The sequence below is a fragment of the Paenibacillus sp. AK002 genome, assembly GCF_053903045.1.
Genome location: NZ_CP096377.1, coordinates 759,781 through 777,095 on the forward strand (window position 1 = coordinate 759,781; position 17,315 = coordinate 777,095).

At 53.4% G+C, this 17,315-nt stretch carries 17 protein-coding genes; 13 read left to right on the forward strand and 4 right to left on the reverse strand.

Annotation, left to right across the window (positions count from 1 at the left end; genetic code table 11):
• Positions 1–16 precede the first annotated feature (16 nt).
• Complete coding sequence (locus tag M1D70_RS03275; RefSeq protein WP_456289121.1) at positions 17–1,000, forward strand: alpha/beta fold hydrolase; 984 nt, start codon at positions 17–19, stop codon at positions 998–1,000.
• Positions 1,001–1,021: 21 nt separating this feature from the next.
• Entirely contained in the window at positions 1,022–1,774 is a 753-nt protein-coding gene (locus M1D70_RS03280) for a MerR family transcriptional regulator (protein WP_456289122.1), read from the forward strand.
• Positions 1,775–2,156: 382 nt separating this feature from the next.
• Here M1D70_RS03280 and M1D70_RS03285 read toward each other — a convergent pair whose 3' ends face one another.
• Complete coding sequence (locus tag M1D70_RS03285) at positions 2,157–3,050, reverse strand: hypothetical protein (RefSeq protein ID WP_433938282.1); 894 nt, start codon at positions 3,048–3,050, stop codon at positions 2,157–2,159.
• Between the two features lie 365 nt (positions 3,051–3,415).
• On the opposite strand from M1D70_RS03285, the gene M1D70_RS03290 reads away from it, so the two are divergent.
• A complete protein-coding gene (locus tag M1D70_RS03290) occupies positions 3,416–4,048 on the forward strand; it encodes an NAD(P)-dependent oxidoreductase (RefSeq protein ID WP_456289123.1) in 633 nt (210 codons plus the stop codon).
• A gap of 69 nt (positions 4,049–4,117) precedes the next feature.
• The gene (locus M1D70_RS03295; protein WP_456289124.1) at positions 4,118–5,866 is read left to right on the forward strand and encodes an NAD(P)H-hydrate dehydratase; all 1,749 of its coding nucleotides are present in this window, start codon (positions 4,118–4,120) and stop codon (positions 5,864–5,866) included.
• 66 nt (positions 5,867–5,932) lie between these two features.
• Here M1D70_RS03295 and M1D70_RS03300 read toward each other — a convergent pair whose 3' ends face one another.
• Both M1D70_RS03300 and M1D70_RS03305 read right to left on the reverse strand, forming a co-directional pair.
• The gene (locus M1D70_RS03300) at positions 5,933–6,355 is read right to left on the reverse strand and encodes a hypothetical protein (RefSeq protein WP_456289125.1); all 423 of its coding nucleotides are present in this window, start codon (positions 6,353–6,355) and stop codon (positions 5,933–5,935) included.
• An 89-nt stretch (positions 6,356–6,444) separates the two neighbouring features.
• Entirely contained in the window at positions 6,445–7,353 is a 909-nt protein-coding gene (locus tag M1D70_RS03305) for an SDR family oxidoreductase (protein ID WP_012818842.1), read from the reverse strand.
• A gap of 211 nt (positions 7,354–7,564) precedes the next feature.
• On the opposite strand from M1D70_RS03305, the gene M1D70_RS03310 reads away from it, so the two are divergent.
• The 9 genes from M1D70_RS03310 to M1D70_RS03350 all read left to right on the forward strand — a co-directional run bounded on the left by M1D70_RS03310 (position 7,565) and on the right by M1D70_RS03350 (position 15,666).
• The gene (locus tag M1D70_RS03310) at positions 7,565–8,380 is read left to right on the forward strand and encodes a VanW family protein (protein WP_009589287.1); all 816 of its coding nucleotides are present in this window, start codon (positions 7,565–7,567) and stop codon (positions 8,378–8,380) included.
• A gap of 357 nt (positions 8,381–8,737) precedes the next feature.
• The gene (gene ssuE / locus M1D70_RS03315) at positions 8,738–9,283 is read left to right on the forward strand and encodes an NADPH-dependent FMN reductase (RefSeq protein WP_009589288.1); all 546 of its coding nucleotides are present in this window, start codon (positions 8,738–8,740) and stop codon (positions 9,281–9,283) included.
• Positions 9,284–9,343: 60 nt separating this feature from the next.
• Complete coding sequence (locus M1D70_RS03320; protein ID WP_009589294.1) at positions 9,344–9,934, forward strand: AAA family ATPase; 591 nt, start codon at positions 9,344–9,346, stop codon at positions 9,932–9,934.
• A gap of 296 nt (positions 9,935–10,230) precedes the next feature.
• Positions 10,231–10,974 carry an AAA family ATPase gene (locus tag M1D70_RS03325; RefSeq protein WP_456289126.1) on the forward strand — a complete coding sequence of 248 codons (744 nt, stop codon included), beginning with the start codon at positions 10,231–10,233 and terminating at the stop codon, positions 10,972–10,974.
• 366 nt (positions 10,975–11,340) lie between these two features.
• The gene (locus M1D70_RS03330; RefSeq protein ID WP_456290381.1) at positions 11,341–11,712 is read left to right on the forward strand and encodes a MarR family winged helix-turn-helix transcriptional regulator; all 372 of its coding nucleotides are present in this window, start codon (positions 11,341–11,343) and stop codon (positions 11,710–11,712) included.
• Positions 11,713–11,791: 79 nt separating this feature from the next.
• Entirely contained in the window at positions 11,792–13,210 is a 1,419-nt protein-coding gene (locus tag M1D70_RS03335; RefSeq protein WP_009589286.1) for an MDR family MFS transporter, read from the forward strand.
• A gap of 307 nt (positions 13,211–13,517) precedes the next feature.
• Complete coding sequence (locus M1D70_RS03340) at positions 13,518–14,315, forward strand: DUF817 domain-containing protein (protein WP_009589285.1); 798 nt, start codon at positions 13,518–13,520, stop codon at positions 14,313–14,315.
• A gap of 138 nt (positions 14,316–14,453) precedes the next feature.
• A complete protein-coding gene (locus M1D70_RS03345) occupies positions 14,454–14,588 on the forward strand; it encodes a hypothetical protein (RefSeq protein WP_009589291.1) in 135 nt (44 codons plus the stop codon).
• A 130-nt stretch (positions 14,589–14,718) separates the two neighbouring features.
• Positions 14,719–15,666, forward strand: a complete 948-nt coding sequence (locus M1D70_RS03350) for a GNAT family N-acetyltransferase (RefSeq protein ID WP_456289127.1) — start codon at positions 14,719–14,721, stop codon at positions 15,664–15,666.
• Positions 15,667–15,780: 114 nt separating this feature from the next.
• Here the strand turns inward: M1D70_RS03350 and M1D70_RS03355 are convergent, their stop codons facing one another.
• Positions 15,781–16,812, reverse strand: a complete 1,032-nt coding sequence (locus M1D70_RS03355; RefSeq protein ID WP_036670897.1) for a ribonucleotide-diphosphate reductase subunit beta — start codon at positions 16,810–16,812, stop codon at positions 15,781–15,783.
• Positions 16,813–17,315 lie beyond the last annotated feature (503 nt).

Consider the following 17,315-nt stretch of genomic DNA (forward strand, 5'->3'; position numbering starts at 1 on the left):
TTAGGAGGGGATTGAAGTGAAACGAAGAAAAGGATGGATTATCTTGGGTAGCATTCTCATTGCGATACTAGCTATACTGACGGTAGTAGGCTTTCTATTCAGAGATGACGGGTCGTTAAGCGGTTTTGTTACAGAGGATGGGCAGAAGGAATATGCGGCGGCTTATGAGGAGGCGATGAGTCACTTGCCAGAACCGGTTGAGTCGATCAAGGTTCATACCGATTTTGGCGTGGTTCAGCTTTACAAGTTCCAGGGGAGCGATACACCGCACAAAACGCCTTTGTTGCTGCTTCCCGGAAAGGGATCTGCTACACCCATGTGGGAGGCCAATCTTAACGGCTTTTTAGAACACCGGCCTGTATACACCGTTGATTTGATAGGAGAACCGGGTTTAAGCACGGAAACCAGACGGATTAAAACCGCTGCGGACCAAGCAGCATGGTTAGGGCAAGTATTGGATCAGCTGCCGGAATCAGAGATCCACCTATTAGGGCTGTCGTTCGGCGGGTGGAGTGCGGCGAATCTGGCGCTCAAGCATCCGGAGAAGATTCACTCGCTCATATTGCTGGACCCTGTCTATGTGTTTGGCCCCATTCCATTAAAAATGATACTGGCCTCCATTCCGGCGACGGTGCCCATGGTGCCCAAACCGATCCGGGAGAAAATGCTCAGCTATATATCCGGCGGGGCTGAAGTCGATGACAGCGATCCGACCGCCAAATTAATCGAAACCGGGATGCGGACATTCAAGAGCAAGCTGCCCATGCCGGAAGCCATCCAGCCGGAACAATTAGCTGAGCTAACGATACCGGTGCTCGGTATTTTAGCTGGACAATCGACGATGCACCATGCTGAAAAGTCGTATCAAACGGGGATGGATGCCTTGAAAGACCCTAATAGCGAGATGGTCTTATTTGAAGATGCCTCGCATGCGATTAACGGGGAATACCCTGAAGAGTTACTGGAAACGATAGAAGCTTTTTTAGCGAAAATCGAGTAAGGGACAGGAAGGGATGGGTTCATGGGAAAAAAATATTCCGTAAAAGAAATCAGCCAATTGTCGGGAATAACTCCGCGAACCATTCAGTACTACGATAATGAAGGGATTCTTAAAGCGGAGCGAGATGAGCTGGGGCATAGAGTATATTATGATAAACAGCTGTATGTACTTGAACAGATTATGTTCTATAGAGCCATCGGTTTCTCTTTAAGCAAGATCAAAGAGCAATTGATCGTGGGCACGGAGGAGCAGGATATCGAGAATATTCTAGATTACCAGGCATCGGTCCTTTATTCACAGAAAGAGAGCATCCAAGCCAAGCTTGACGGATTGCATGTGGCAAAGGAAATGATGAAAGAAGGGTACAACGTACCCTGGGAGCTGTTAGCCCATCTTATGCGTTCGTTGAATGAGGTCGATATGTCGGCTTGGAAAGAATACGAATTTTCGGAGGAAGACGCCCGGCTATTTCAAAAAGTATTTGACTCTGAGCAGGCGGCCATGGATTTTTACAATACGTTCAGAAAAATATCGCTGCAAGCTGCAGCTTATAAGGCCTCAAACGTCCCCATCGAGTCCCGTTTAGCCAGGGCCCTAGCCCAAGAATGGCAACAGATGGTTCAACGCGTGACCCATGGCGACGAACGGATTCATGCTGCCTTTTTAGCGGTCGATAACAATCGGGATCAATGGAACGCTGGAGAGCGTCAGCTTGTAATGGAAGCAGAACAATATTTGCAGGACGTCATAGAGCACTATGCTGATCGTAAATGAGCCGCATGCTCCCCGGGTTCGCTTCCAGTGCAGGAAGCTTGATCGTATGCCACTGTTCACATGACGGATCGGTTTTTCTCTTGGTAAACAATGTTTCCTCGAGGTAACAAAAGGGGCCGAGCCGCATATAGTATATGAATAAGACATCGAAGAGAGGGAGGGGCCGGGGTGATGGAAATGCAGGTAAAAAAAGCGCCGCTTCAACGCGCGAAAATAACGGTCGGTTATGTACTGCTTCTCATGTTGACGGTTTGAAGGCGATCAGGCCTTTTACCCAAAGGATAGGATAAGTTCCTTCATCTAAACATAAAAGATGGCGCCAGAGGAAACACCCTCTTGAAACGCCATCTTTTTTTAATGCCATAATGTAAGGATCGCAACGTTATCGATCGGAGTCATGAAGTTCCTTCCAGTACCTGTAGTCGTGAATGGCGAACCCGGAGAAGGAAGGGTGCTTTTCCGCCTTGGTGCATACCTTGCTCAGCTGTTCCTCCATATAGGACGTGCCTTCCTCGAAAAAGGTAATGTAAGCTCCCTCATTGCTGGACTTGGTCTCCACGGCAATCAGGGCCTCCTTGCCGAGTTCGTCGGCTTCCTTTAGCTCGGTTGCGGCGAGGTTGTATATGTTATCCGCTTGATCGCGATAGGCCATAATGACGATCTGGTCGAACTGCTTGATCATCCAGCGGCTGATCGACATCGACTGATCCGGCAGCTGGTAGGTATGCAGCCAGAAGGTCATGTCGGAGCCGATCGGCAGATTCAGCTTGTGCGCTTCATCGACCAGATAACGGACGCTCGCTTGCCACTGCTTAACGACCGAGGACTGGTTCGTTTTCCATTCGGCCAGCACATGCGGCTCGATATCGACATGGATGCCGGTGAAGCGCTCATTCGGGGCAGCGGACGCTTGATATTCGGCGGTCCATTGAATAAACGTCTCCAGCCGGTGACGTTCCGATTCCAGCGCCCAGTTCGGCGCCCCGCCGAGGACGTGAACCTCGATCCCTTGCACTCCTGCCTGGCGGATAAAGCTGCGGTAATACTCGGGACGGACGTCGCGGTTCATCTGCAGGTAGAGCACGTTCACTCCCTGGCTGCCGGCAAAGCTCAGAATGTCATCGGCGGAGTCTTTGATTTGCGGGGTATCCCAGAACCAGGTTGCCTTCTGGCTGGGTTTCGCTTCCGCGGCATCAGGATGAAGGGACAAACTGCTTAGCAGCAGCAGGCCGCCAGCGAGACAGAGAGCCAGCAAGCGGACATATTGTTTTTTCATAGGATGGATGTTCTCCTTTTCATTACGATTTAAACATAAGCATTAGGACAATCTTCGACAAGCGTATACCATTAGTATTGCGTTAGAAGTCATTACGCCAAATATATATTTTCATAAATGTGCACTTATGTATTCTATCGGTGAAAACAATATCTTGTTTCATAGGTCTAAAGATCTAATGTTTTGAGGAAAAATGAATAAGTGGAGTTTGAAGAGGTCCGCAAGGGGATAAGTAAATAGGAGGTGCGATCGACCAAGTACGGCTATACGCGGCACCGGGTGTTCATACTACTACTTAAGATATAAGAGAACCATTCACCAGCCTGGGTGATGTAGTATAATTTTTAAACGAAGGAGCGATGAACATGAAGGTAGCATTGATTGGAGCAAGCGGGACGATCGGAAAACGCATTACGGAAGAAGCGCTGCGCCGGGGACGCGAGGTAACGGCGGTGCTGCGTAATCCGGATCGTCTTGAATTGGAGCATGAGCGATTACAGAAAGTCAAAGCGGATGTGATGGATCCTTCGTCATTGGAAGAGGCTGTTCAAGGACATGATGCCGTGATCAGCGCTTTCGGTCCGAAGTTCGGCCAAGAAGAGGAGCTTGTAGCAGCCGCACGGACCATTGTGGAGGGAACGAGACGCGGCGGCGTAACCCGCCTGTTGATCGTTGGCGGCGCAGGCAGCCTGATCGCCGACAGCGGCGTACCGCTTATGGAAACCCCGGAATTTCCGGAAGAGATCAGACCGCTTGCCCGTGCGCATGCGGATGCTTACGATCTTTATAAGGAAAGCGATCTGGAATGGACGTATATCAGTCCGGCGGCCATCATCGAGCCGGGGAAACGTACCGGACAATTCCGGATCGGCATGGACCGCCTGGTGACGGACGAGAGCGGAAGCAGCCGGATCTCGGTTGAAGATTTCGCGGTAGCCGTGATTGATGAGCTGGACGATCCGCAGTTCATTCAGTCCCGATTTACCGTTGCTTATTAATCGACAGGCATCAAGCGAAGTCGTCAGAGCGTTTGGGTAGGATATATCGAAGCAAAGGGGAGAGCTTGGATGTATGTTGTGACGTCCGAACAGATGAGGGCACTCGATAACTACACGATTCGCCGAATCGGCATTCCGGCCATCGCGCTTATGGAAAACGCGGGTAAAGCGATTGCCGAGGAAGTCCTGAAATTATGCCTTGAGCGCCATGGCGGAAGCCAGTTACCGTCCACGGCGGTGGCTCGGACATACGGAAGCGATCAAGCCTACTTGCCGGAGGATGAGAGGTGTGACCGGCGGACTTCCTTATCGGGTTATTCGTCAGGGGCAGAGGGCCCTTCCACCGGAAATGACCGGGTTATCGAGATGAGCCGCCCTTCGCCGATTGTCGACGGGGACGCGCGATTGCCCACCGCGCTGGCGGAGCAGGAGCACTGGCTCATTCTGGTGGGCAAGGGCAATAACGGCGGCGACGGCGTGGTCGCCGCACGGCATTTGCGTGACGCCGGCATAAGCGTCACGCTGCTCTACGCCGCCGAGCCGTCCGCGCTTGCCGGCGAGGCGGCGGTGCAGCGGGATGCCGCGGCAGCGCTCGGCATCCCGGCACTGGTCCACGGCCGTGCCGCCGTGGACTACGGCGCGTACACCGGCATCGTGGACGCGCTGCTCGGGACGGGCGCGACGGGCGCGCCCCGCGGCGCTTACGCCGCGCTGATCCAGGCCGCGAACGACAGCGGCCTGCCGATTGTGTCCGCCGATATTCCGAGCGGACTGGACGCCGATACCGGCGGGCGGCACGAGCCGTGCATTTCGGCCGCGGTGACGGTATGCCTCGCCTTCCTGAAGCGAGGCTTGGTGCAGTACCCCGGCGCCGGGGCGGCGGGCCGGGTGGTGGTCCGCTCCATCGGCATCCCGGCATCGCTGTGCCGGGAGCTGGGCGTCAGCACGCATCTGCTTACCCCGCATGTCCTGCGGACGGAGCTGGGCGCCGACGTGTCGCGCCGCCGCGCGCCGGACGGGCATAAGGGCACCTACGGCCACGTGCTGACCGTAGGGGGCAGCCGCACGATGAGCGGCGCAGGCCTGCTCGCTTCCCGGGCGGCGCTCCGCGCGGGCTGCGGCCTGGTGACCTGGGCGCTCCCTGCCAGCCTGGTGCTGCCGCTGACCGGAGCCTCGCCCGAGGTGATGCTCGCCCCTGCGACAGAGGAGGAGAGCGGCGGCTGCTGGAATGAGGCCTCCGCGGAGCAGGTCCTGGCCCTCGCCAAGTCCCGCGATGTGCTGGCCGTAGGTCCGGGGCTCGGCCGCTTTGAAGGAGACGCCAGGTGGCTCCGCCGGCTGTGGGAAGAATGGGAAGGGCCGCTGGTGGTGGATGCCGACGCGCTGAATATGCTGTCTGCGGCTGGTAATTTCGGCGCCTGGAAGCCGCGTGCCGCGGCCACAGTGCTGACCCCGCATCCCGGGGAGATGTCCCGGCTGCTGGGCATCCCCACCGCCGAGCTGCAGCGGGACCGGATCGGTGCCGCCGCAGGGTTCGCGACCGGGCACGGGGTTACCCTCGTGCTCAAGGGGGCGCATACCGTCGTGGCTTCTCCGGACGGACAAACCTACATCAATACAACCGGCACCTCCGGCATGGCGACCGGAGGCACCGGAGACGTGCTGACCGGCATCATTGCCGGCCTGCTGGCGCAAGGGCATGCCGGTCCGTCTGCAGCCGCGTTTGGCGTGTGGCTGCACGGCCGTGCCGGCGAGCGGGCCGCGCGGCATCGGGGGCACCCCGCCTCGGTCATCGCCGGGGACGTCATCGAAGCGCTTTGAAGCAAAGAGCAAGGGCCCTCATCAGAGGGCCCTTTTTCCATGGGGGAGAGGCTATAGGCGCTTGAATCAGATCACCCAGCACAGCAGGGGAACGGCCAGGGCAAAGAACGGGGTGGCCAGAGAATTGCTGGAGAATGCATGCTTTCCCCACAAGAACAGAAGCAGCGTCAGGGTTCCGGCAGCGGCACGGAGCCAGAGCTGCTCCGGTTGACCGCCTGTGAATAGGGCGAAGAACAGAAAACCGACCGCTCCATACACGGCTGCCTGTTTCCCCTTATGCAGCGAAGGCAGGAACGTGAGTATGGCATCGGCCGCGAGAGAGGCCGTCAGCGCGTAACCGTACACCCAGTGTTCTTGCGGCATGTAAAGGCCTAGCCACTCCGAGGCCTGATCCGCCCCGGACGGCCACGCCCAATCCAGCAAACTCAGCAGCAGCACGACGATACCGGCGCTGGCCAGCTTGTTTAATGCATAAAACCCCATGTCCATCCGGGCGGACCTTTTGGGAATTCCGGTGTTCATTGTACACATCCTCTGCACGTTATTCGTGGAATCCTCGGATGCTAGCGGCATCCATGCTAGCTGGTTACCATCTGCCCTCCGTTGACGTGAATGGCCTGGCCCGTGACAAAAGAAGAAGTGATGGACGATGCCAGGTAAACATAAGCGGGTGCCAGCTCATAAGGCTGCGCGGCTCGCTTCATCGGCGAATTCGTTCCGAATACGGCAACCTCATCGGCGGAGAAGCTGGAAGGGATGAGCGGCGTCCAGACCGAGCCTGGCGCGACGGAGTTGACGCGGATGCCCTGATCGACCAGCGAAAGGGCCAGGGATCGGGTAAGGGAAACGATGGCGCCTTTGGTTGAGGAATAGTCGATGAGCTCCTTTAAACCGTCATAGGCCGTAATGGAGGCCGTGTTGATGATCGACGCTCCGGCTTTCATATGGGGCAGCGCGGCCTGAATCATGAAGAAGAACGGAAAGATATTCGTCTGGTAGGTGTGATGCAGCTGTTCTTCCGTAATGTCCAGAATGCTGCGCTGCACGTACTGGACGGCATGGTTGTTCACGAGAACATCCACTCTGCCGAAGCAGGCGATCGTCTCGTTAACCACGGCTTCGCAGTTTTTTTTGTAGCGCAGATCGATCTTCATTAAGAGGCATCGTCTGCCGAGGGATTCAATCCGCTGCTTCGTCACTTCCGCATCCGAAGTCTCATATAAGTATGGGATGACCAGATCGGCACCTTCTTTGGCGAAGGCAATGGCGGCCGCTTTGCCGATACCGCTGTCCCCCCCGGTCACAATGGCGATTTTGCCATCCAGTTTACCGCTGCCCCGGTAGGCGGGATCTTCGCTGATCGGACGCGGCGACATCAGGCTTTCAAGGCCCGGCTGGCAGTTTTGATGCTGGGGAGGGAAAGCGATGGGCTGTTCCTTGCATTCGGTTTTGGAGCCTACGTATGGAATGGGCTGTTGGGGATTCATTTCATTCCTCCTTTGGTATACGGGATGTTATTCATGGAACGTCGATGCTTTATCTCTATGCATTCGCCCAGTCCAGGGTGCCGATTGCGAACAGAATAGGTGAAAGGTCGTGCGCAAACACGCGGATTACGGATTTTTTACGATGTCCTTTGGGCTATTGTGGTAAAATATTTCCAAATTCATCAATACGGCCAAGGGGGCACGGTCACGGATGAAACCCGTCAAGCGTTCAAAATTCCGCCTGTGGGCAGGCAAGCAGTATTTTACATACCGGCGTTATTGGGCATGGATGAAGAAGAGGGGCGGCATCGCCCGCACGCAAAGTCCTGAGCCGCTGCGATATTCGGTGTTCACACACCAAACCCCGCTGAAACGCCAGCTCAAGGATGTTGATATGTGGTATCAGCATAATAAGGTGATCAACTTGCGTCTGGCCGTGCGCCATCTGGATGGACTGCTGGTTCGTCCGGGAGAGACGCTGTCCTATTGGAGGAGCATTGGACGCCCGACTCGCAGGAAAGGGTATGTCGACGGCATGGTCCTGTTCTATGGAGGCTTTAAGGCGGGCATGGGCGGAGGGCTGTGCCAGCTGTCCAACCTCATATACTGGATGACGCTGCACACCCCTCTGGAAGTGAAAGAACGGCATCGGCACAGCTATGACGTCTTTCCGGATGCGAACCGGACCCAGCCGTTCGGAAGCGGCGCTACGTGCGCCTATAATTATTTGGACCTTCAGATTTATAATCCGACGAACGATACATACCAGCTGTCGGTATATGTATCAGAGGAGGATTTGATCGGGGAATGGCGATCCAGCGCCGCTCCGCTGCATCGCTATGAAGTATATGAGCGGGACCATCGCATTACCCAGGAAGTTTGGGGAGGATATGCGAGGCATAACGTCATTGGCCGCAAAGTGTTCAACAGGGAAGGCGAACGGATTCGGGATGAGTGGATTACCGAGAACCATGCGCTCATGATGTACTCGCCGCTGCTTGCCGAACAAGGAAGCGTGACGTCTTGATCAAGGGAGGGGCTAGGTGCCGATCTTACACCGTATTCGCATGGGGAGCCCTGTTCGTGATCGGTTAAATGGAGCGGGCAATGGAGACATCGGTTTGACGCATTCTGCCGGATTGACAAAAGCGCGGACACATTGATACGATGATACTAATTCTGACAAGTTTGCTCTGATTTATGCTTGTTGATGTCGGATGCAAGAGCGACTGCTGACCGGAAGACTTTGCCGTATCCTGTAGAGTCTTTTTTTCTGAGATTCAGGCTATGGCGGTCTGACTCTATATCGAGAGGACCTTACATAGCGATCTGATACATGGATGAAATGGTGACATTATAAGATAAGCTGAGGTGAGCAATGATTATGGCGAAAGCTGTTATTATTAACGGGAGCCCTACAGCCGGATCCCGATTGAATGCGGTTATGGATTTTGCGGAGCAGGCACTAACCGCTGCCAATTTCGAGGTGAGCCGGATCGACGTGGCCGGGCTGCCGCCCGAGGATTTGATTCATACGAAGTTTGAGAGCGAGCATATCGTCAAAGCCAACGGGCTTGTGGCCGAGGCCGATGCCGTGATTGTGGCAAGTCCGGTTTATAAAGCTTCGTTTACCGGCGTGCTTAAGACATTTTTGGACCTGATTCCGCAAAAAGGCTTGGCTGGCAAAATCGTGCTTCCGATGTTCATTGGCGGCAGTCTCGCGCATTTGCTGGCGATTGATTATTCGCTCAAGCCCGTGCTTTCCTCGATCGGGGCCCGGCATATTCTGGGCGGCGTGTACGCCGTGGATGCCCAGGTGGCGCGTACCGAGGATGGCGGGTTTGACGTAGCGGAAGTGCTTCAGGAGCGTTTGGCCTCCGCGATGGAGGAATTAATTGAAGAAACCCGTTACCGGACAGAACGCGCATAGGGATAGCGTGAGTGACGGCAGGGGTGTTCTAGCGATATAGATCATATGGAGGGATACCATTTGCAAAAGCTAGTGTTTTTTGTCGGCGTGGCCGGTACAGGCAAGACAACCGTAGCGAAGAAGCTTGCAGTCCGCATACCGGCTGCATTTCTCGACCGTGATACGGTGGGGGGACGGTTTGTCGAGAAGTTCCTGGAGAGCAACGGACTGGATCCGAACGACCGCGATTCTTCCTTCTATAAAGAGAATCTGCGCGATCTGGAATATGATACGACCAAGGATATTTGCATCGAGAACCTGGGTGCGAGGCAAAATGTCTTTATGATCTCGCCGTTCACGGCGGAGCTCAAGAACCGCGAATGGATTGAAGAGGTCATCGCATCCGCGGGATTAACGAAGAACGACGTTGATGTGAAGGTCATCGTGGTTGCGCTCAAGGACATGGATTTGCAGAAGGAGCGGATCATTGACAGACAGACCGAGCGGGATCAGTGGAAGCTGGATCATTGGGACGACTTCAAGAAGCGCGTTGATTTCGTTCCGGAAGTGAACTGGGATATTCCGCAAACGTCCATCAAGGTGTTTGATAACAGCGGCGATCTGACGGAAGAGAAGGTCGAGGAGCTCTATCAATTTATCGTAAGCGAATAGCATATCGTAACAACAGATTCAATATCGGATGAAAAAGTGCGTTATTCCAGGTGCCGGCAAGCCCTGTGATGGCGCATTTTTTTGAATATCGGGGCATCTTCAAGTGCTTCAAGGAAGCGGTCTGCCTGCTATCGCAGCAAACAGCGGGCTGCTCGGATTCGTTGTATGTCCAAGAATGCGTTCTATGAGGGTGTGCAGCCTGCATCGGGCGATGATCTGAATTGGAACCGAAGCCGGAATGTTATATAGTAGACTTGTCATGATCGGTTAACGTAGATTTCAAGGAGGGAAAGCGGTTGGATAACTCGGCTATGCTTGCCTATCTTCGAAGCGTTGTGTTAATGAGGGATCGCATCCCGTCATTTAACGAATACCCCTTTAATTTGCCTGCCGTAGCGGCTATGGACGGACTTCGCTTTCATCCGAAGGTCACTTATATCGTGGGCGAGAACGGAATGGGCAAATCCACGCTGCTGGAGGCCATTGCTGCGGCCCTCGGATTTAATCCGGAAGGAGGGACCATCAATTTCTCCTTTTCTACGGCCGAGACGCATTCTGTGCTGTATCAATATGTACGTACGGTTCGAGGAGTCCGGAAGCCGCGGGACGGCTTCTTTTTCAGGGCGGAAAGCTATTATAACGTGGCCTCCGAGGTCGATTCGCTAGGGCTTTGGCAGTCCTATGGAGGAAAGTCGCTGCATCATCAATCCCATGGGGAATCCTTCTTTGCGACGTTTCTACACCGCTTCGGCGGCAACGGACTGTACATCATGGACGAGCCGGAAGCGGCCTTGTCGCCGTTTCGCCAAATGGCGCTGCTGAGACGCATCCATGACCTGGTTCATGAAGACTCGCAGTTTATTATTTCCACGCATTCGCCGATTGTCATGGCTTATCCGGATTCGATCATCTACAAGCTGACATCCGAAGGCGTGGAAGAAACGAGCCTGGAGGAAACGGATCATTACATGATCACGAAGGAATTCGTGAATCGCCGGGAATCGATGCTGCATGAATTGTTTGCGGACGATGAGGAATAAACGGGGAAGATAAGGGCTCGTGGATCGCTAGATCTTGCGAGTTCTTTTTTTCATTGGGGGCCTGTTATTGTACTGACCGTTTCCTGCCAAGGCATGAATAAGAATTTTCTCTGCTTCTGAATTTAAGAATTAGAATAGTTCAATATCTCGAAATAAACTTTGAATGATTTAAGTAATTAGTCCATTAAACCTCGATAATTGGGATGAATTAGAATGAAAATCATGAAAATGGTGTTTACAAGTTAGAATCATTGAACTAAAATAAGAACGAGGTGAAAAACTCTGGAGAACGGAAGAGAAGCAAGCGTGGAGAGACTCATGGACATGTATCGTGAGTTATCGGATAAAATGACGAGGCATCGGGTCGTGTCTTTCTTGAGTCATTTAAGAAAGAATGATTTGACGATGAATCAGTATAAAATCCTAAGTTTGATCGAGCAGCAGGGACCGTGGCTTCCCAACCGGTTGGCTGAGCACATGGAGCTTAAAGCTGCAACGATCACTTATTTGGTGGATGCACTGGAACAACGGGGATTGGTGATTCGAACGCCGAATCCGAGTGACGGACGCAGCCACTATGTCAATTTTACGGCAGAAGGCCGGCAGCTGGTGCTCGACGCGCGCAGCGAGGGGGACTATGCCGTCATGGAATCCTTCAAGCAGCTGGATGAGGACGAGGCGGATAACCTGTATATTTTGCTGCGATTGCTTGGCCGAAAGCTATTTCCAACAGAGTAAACGATATGAAACTGAAGTAATCCTGCCTCCAGTTCTGTTATCAGATCCGGGCGGGGTTACTTTGTTTAGGAGGCTTCTTGTGAATACAGACGAAAAATCTTCATTTTGGTTAATTATGAGCGCCGTGTTTTTCGGCAATTTTCTCGCGGTGTTGAGCATTACCACCATCAACGTCGCTTTTCCGGTGGTGATGGAGCAGTTTCATACTACGCTGAGCACAACCCAATGGCTGATGGCCGGATACTTGCTGGCAACAGGTATCGTGGCCCCTATCGTCGGCTACATGGGGGATCAGCTAAGCTATAAGAGGCTGTTCGTACTGGCATTGACGGGTTTTACCCTCTCGTCGCTATTATGCGTCGTCGCCTGGAACATCGAAACATTAATCGCGTTCCGGATCACGCAAGGCGTCTTCGGCGGGATGATCATTCCGATTACGATGACGATCATCTACCAGGTATTCCCGCGCGAGCGGCAGGCCTATGCCATGGGTCTGTGGAGCCTGGCTTCCATGCTGGCACCGGTGATAGGGCCGACCCTGGGCGGATGGCTGGTGCAATACTTTGGCTGGAAATCGATATTCATTCTGAATGTCCCCATCGGCCTGATATCGATCGTCATCGTAAGCAAATTCATTCCTTTTTATCGACTGACCGGGAAGAAGACCTTCGATCTCCTCGGATTCTTGACGGTGGTGGCGGGCAGCTCCTGTTTGCTGCTCTCCTTCAGCCATGGCAACGATTGGGGCTGGGGATCCTGGAAGACGATCTCCTTGCTCGTCGCCGGTATTTTGCTGTTGCTGTTCTTTATTAAGTGGGAGCTTCGTATTCCGTCGCCGCTATTGCAGCTGAAGGTCTTCAAATTTCCCCGATTCCGGTACAGCTTAATCTTGAACTGTATCGTGACAATTTCTCTCTATACGGGAACCTTGCTGGTGCCGCTCTATTTGCAGACCGTGCTGAAGCTGTCCCCGATGGATACCGGACTGATCATGCTGCCGGGCGCAATCGTCATGGCGGCGGCATCGCCGATTATCGGCAAATTTTATGACCGGATCGGTCCGTTCCGGCTGGTGATCACGGGTGTCCTCATCATTGTGGCCGCCACGCTGGCTTTCAGCGGGATCGGCACGAATACGTCGGTTCTGTACATTTCCACGCTGCAGCTGGTTCGCTGCCTCGGCATCGCTTTGTGCAACATGCCGTTAACGAACGCCGCGATGAGCGCGGTGTCCAGCGAGTACTCGGGCCATGCATCGTCCATTACGAACTGGGCGCGTCAAGGGCTGGCTTCGTTATCCATCGGCATTTTCAGCGCGCTGGTGGTAACCAGAACATCCTATTACATGGGTGCCGGGGCTGTGACTTCGCGTACGGCAACGACCATGGGCATTGATGACGTGTTCATGATCGGTACGATGGTGGCGGTGGTAGCCATACCTCTTACATTTTTGTTACGGGTCAAAAAGGAAAAATCGACTCGCCATGTCGCGCTCTAACCGGGAATGCCCCGCCTGTATGAAGAGGGGGTTCCTTCAGGCTGTTGAGACCTGGCGCAAGACGCCGGGAACCCGAATATAATCTAGCGATTGAACAAGGTTGAACCTAAGAGCTTGCATGTCGCAGGTATAACCTTAAGGATCGTCGGATAGGCCGTTAACCGATGAGAGAGCAGCTGCAGGGGCTGCTCTCTTATTTTGTTTTTGCGCTCCATGGCCTGGATGAAATATGACAAAGCTGTTCTTTTATTCATTTCGCGGTCTGTGGTAGGGTGAAGTATACGAATGCAGGCGCTAGGAGGAGCTTATGGAATTTATACGGAAGCTGTGGGTTTTCGGTTATCAGCAGGCCTTGTCCTGCCTATTTCCGGTGATTATCTTCGGCGCGTTGGGACTGACCAAGGTGGTTGAGATTCCGGGTTTGCCGCGGTATGATCTCATTCTTCTCATCTGCGTCTTGGCGCAAATCGGGATGCTGGTGAGCAAGCTGGAGACATGGGATGAACTGAAGGTTATCTGCGTCTTTCACGTTATCGGATTGATGCTGGAGCTGTATAAAGTGCATATGGGCTCATGGTCTTACCCGGAGGAGGGCTGGAGCAAAATCGGCGGCGTTCCGCTGTACAGCGGCTTCATGTATGCGAGCGTAGCCAGTTATATCTGCCAGGCTTGGCGGCGAATGAATTTGCGGATCACCGGCTGGCCGCTGCCTGTGCTGACGGTGCTGATCAGTGCGGCGATCTACGCCAATTTCTTTACCCATCACTACGTATGGGATGCGCGCTGGCTCCTCACCGTATTGTTGTTCGTGGTATTTGGCAGAACCATGGTGTATTTCGACGTTGACGGAAAAACCTTGCGCATGCCGTTGGTGCTGTCGTTCCTGCTGATTGGTTTTTTTATCTGGATCGCTGAGAATATCTCCACGTTTCTCGGGGCCTGGACCTATCCGGGACAGGAACGGACATGGAGTCTGGTGCATATCGGAAAAATCAGCTCTTGGTTCCTGCTGGTGGTCATCAGCGTCATTATTGTGGCTCAGCTGAAGCATCTGAAGCAGGGCAGAGGACCGTCCAAGGACAATCCAAAGGGAACGGTCATGTGATTGTGCTTAGCGGATTTGATCCTTCATGCAGAATCATGTATCCTATGGGTAATCGAAACGATGGAATTAACGAGCCATAAGGCAAGATACTTGTTATGAACATAGATGGTTGAAATCTTGGCAGGGAGGAGTATTCACATGAAAAAAAGATCATTGGCGTCGCTGTCCAAAGGCATGGGATACTCCACCGCTGTTTTCTTTGATCGGTCCGATGACGGGAGAAGTCTGTCCAAAATCGGATATTCGGCGATCAAGGATCCTTCATTCTATTGACTGAGGGAACAGTGGAATTAAAAACACCACAGGTCGCTGGCTTGTGGTTGCATAGATCGGCATGTACACCACAGGTGCGCTGTGGTGTTTTTTTGCGTTTCTAATGATACGAGCAAAGGAGAGGAAGACCATGTTCATGCAAGGAAGACAGATCTATGTCAAGTCGGTTGAGGAATCGGATGCGGAGGCGCTATGGAAGCTCGAGGTGGATAACCGGGATTTTTTCCAACGGTTCACGGGCTTAAGGGACGACGAATTCTATACCCTTGAGGGACAACTCGAACGGATTCGAAAGGCCCGGGAATCCAGCAAGGCGGATCAGGCGTATCTCTATATGATTGGACTGCGGGATACCGAAACGATCATCGGCGAGATCATGCTGACGGAAGTGGTACGGGGGAATTTGCAGAGCTGCTGGATCGGTTATTTTCTGGACCGGGACCATAACGGAAAGGGGTATATGACCGAGGCCGTTCAAATGGTGGTGAGGTTTGCCTTTCAGGAATTGAAATTTCACCGGATTGAGGCGGGCGTCATGCCGCACAACCTGGGCTCGATCCGAGTGCTCCTGAAGGCGGGCTTCCACAAAGAAGGCATCGCCAGGAAAAACGTGAAGATTAACGGGAAGTGGGAGGACCATCAGACACTGGCTATGTTGAATGAAGCCGATGAGGAGGCATCGTCCCCGATTCAGCGGTACAATCCGTCTGTCATCGCCCCGCCGATCGGTCCGTATACCCATGTAACCAAGGTTGCGAGAGGGGCTGAGCTGCTGGTTTTCTCCGGCCAGGTGGGGACCGACAGGGAGGGGAACCTGCCGGCCGATATGAAGGAGCAAGTAGAGAACACCTTGGCGAATATTCAGCGGGTATTGGCTTCGGAAGCCATGTCGGCGGATCATATCGTCAAAATCAACATTTGGGCGGTTCAGGAGGTCGACTGGGATCATTTCCACCGGGTATGGGAGAAATTCCACGGGGGAAAGGCGCCGTCCATGACAATGGCCTACGTGCCGGCGCTGGCGATGCCGTCCCTACAGGTGGAGATCGAGGTATGGGCAGCGAGGGGTAACGCTTAATGTAGTGGAACGGTTTGCAGCCGTCTTATATAAGGCATAAAAAACCTCCGGGATCCCTGTTTAGGGGACCTCGGAGGTTTTGTGTATATGGAAGGAAACTTATAGATCGTAAACTTATAGATCGTCAAAGCCGTTGTCGTCGCCAACTTTGCCGTAGTTACGGGATTTGGCTTCGAAGAAGTCGGTTTTCGTTGCGTTGAGGGCTTCGTCGGAGAAAGGCTTGATCCATGGCATGCAGTTGACGTCCACGCCTTCGTAAGCTTTTTCCAGACCCATCATGGTGATGCGACGGTTCGCGATGTACTTGATGTAATCGCTCAACTCGTTCAGATCGATGCCGCGCACATTGCTGAGCGTGTAGTGGGCCCAGTTGGTTTCGAGCTCAACGGCACGGTCAATGGTGCGGTACAGGTAGTCGATGTTCTCTTTGGTGTTCAGCTCAGGGAAATCCTTGAGCAGCTGCTTGAACACTTCGGCGAAGAAGTAGCAGTGCTGGTTCTCGTCACGCTGAATATAGGAGATCATCTGGCTGGTTGCCATCATCTTCTGGTCACGGGCCAGGTTGTAGAAGAAGGCAAACGTGCTGTAGAAGAAAATCCCTTCCAGGATCAGGTCGGCGACCATGGCTTCGAAGAAGGATTGCGGCGACGGATTGTCGCGGAAATTCTGGTAAATGTTCGAAATGAACTGGTTGCGCTCCAGAAGAACCGGATCATGCTTCCAGTATTCGAAGATTTCCTTCTGCTCCTGCTCCGATACGATGGAGGAAAGCACGTAGGAATAGGATTGGTTGTGAACCACCTCTTGCTGACCGATGATGGCCGAGATGGCTTCGAGCGACGAGTCGGTGAAGTAACGCTTGACGTCGCCGACAAACATCGTCTGCATGGAATCGAGCACAGCCAACAGGGAGATGTTGATTTTGAAGGTGCGCTGCTCTTCAGGGTCCAGGCGCGGGAACTGCTGCGCATCCTTGGACATCGGGATTTCATCCGCGATCCAGTGGTTCAGCAGCAGAACCTTATACAATTTATACATATGAGGCATCCGAATGTCGTTCCAGTTCAGGATCCCGGAGCATTCACCTTCAATGACGCGAGTGGAGCGGTTGGGTGCTTCGGTGTTAAATATCTTTTGCATTTGCATGCCGATTTTCTCTCCTTGTATTTCATAATAGGGCGGAAGGTTGAAGGGACTCACTAGCGGATTCATGGGACGGGTATCCATCTCCAGCCGCTGTTGTCCGCCTTGCCTGAATGTATTTTAAAGGTTGCAAAGGGCTCCCAAAGGCGGACGTAAACTCTTCCGATTGGATACCCTTACCCTTGTAGTCCTGTATTAGAAAGCTATTCCCGCCTGCTATGCGAGACTCCGCATGCAGCCGCTCGATGCTTGTCGCGCCGCATGAGAAGCGATTCCCAAGGGGAGAGCGATCCCAGCAGACAGTAACTCAACAAATCGCACGAAGTAACTCAGAAGTCCCGCGCCGCATGAGAAGCGATTCCCAAGGGGAGAGCGATCCCAGCAGACAGTAACTCAACAAATCGTACGAAGTAACTCAGAAGTCCCGCGCCGCATGAGAAGCGATTCCCAAGGGGAGAGCGATCCCAGCAGACAGTAACTCAACAAATCGTACGAAGTAACTCAGA

Excerpts from the sequence above, each read along its gene's own strand:
- M1D70_RS03290 (WP_456289123.1), top strand. The coding sequence starts at position 3,416 with ATGAAGGTAGCATTGATTGGAGCAAGCGGGACGATCGGAAAACGCATT.
- M1D70_RS03280 (WP_456289122.1), top strand. The coding sequence starts at position 1,022 with ATGGGAAAAAAATATTCCGTAAAAGAAATCAGCCAATTGTCGGGAATA.
- M1D70_RS03350 (WP_456289127.1), top strand. The coding sequence starts at position 14,719 with ATGTTCATGCAAGGAAGACAGATCTATGTCAAGTCGGTTGAGGAATCG.
- M1D70_RS03340 (WP_009589285.1), top strand. The coding sequence starts at position 13,518 with ATGGAATTTATACGGAAGCTGTGGGTTTTCGGTTATCAGCAGGCCTTG.
- M1D70_RS03285 (WP_433938282.1), bottom strand. The coding sequence starts at position 3,050 with ATGAAAAAACAATATGTCCGCTTGCTGGCTCTCTGTCTCGCTGGCGGC.
- M1D70_RS03345 (WP_009589291.1), top strand. The coding sequence starts at position 14,454 with ATGAAAAAAAGATCATTGGCGTCGCTGTCCAAAGGCATGGGATACTCC.
- M1D70_RS03310 (WP_009589287.1), top strand. The coding sequence starts at position 7,565 with ATGAAACCCGTCAAGCGTTCAAAATTCCGCCTGTGGGCAGGCAAGCAG.
- M1D70_RS03295 (WP_456289124.1), top strand. The coding sequence starts at position 4,118 with ATGTATGTTGTGACGTCCGAACAGATGAGGGCACTCGATAACTACACG.
- M1D70_RS03300 (WP_456289125.1), bottom strand. The coding sequence starts at position 6,355 with ATGGACATGGGGTTTTATGCATTAAACAAGCTGGCCAGCGCCGGTATC.
- ssuE (WP_009589288.1), top strand. The coding sequence starts at position 8,738 with ATGGCGAAAGCTGTTATTATTAACGGGAGCCCTACAGCCGGATCCCGA.
- M1D70_RS03355 (WP_036670897.1), bottom strand. The coding sequence starts at position 16,812 with ATGCAAATGCAAAAGATATTTAACACCGAAGCACCCAACCGCTCCACT.
- M1D70_RS03305 (WP_012818842.1), bottom strand. The coding sequence starts at position 7,353 with ATGAATCCCCAACAGCCCATTCCATACGTAGGCTCCAAAACCGAATGC.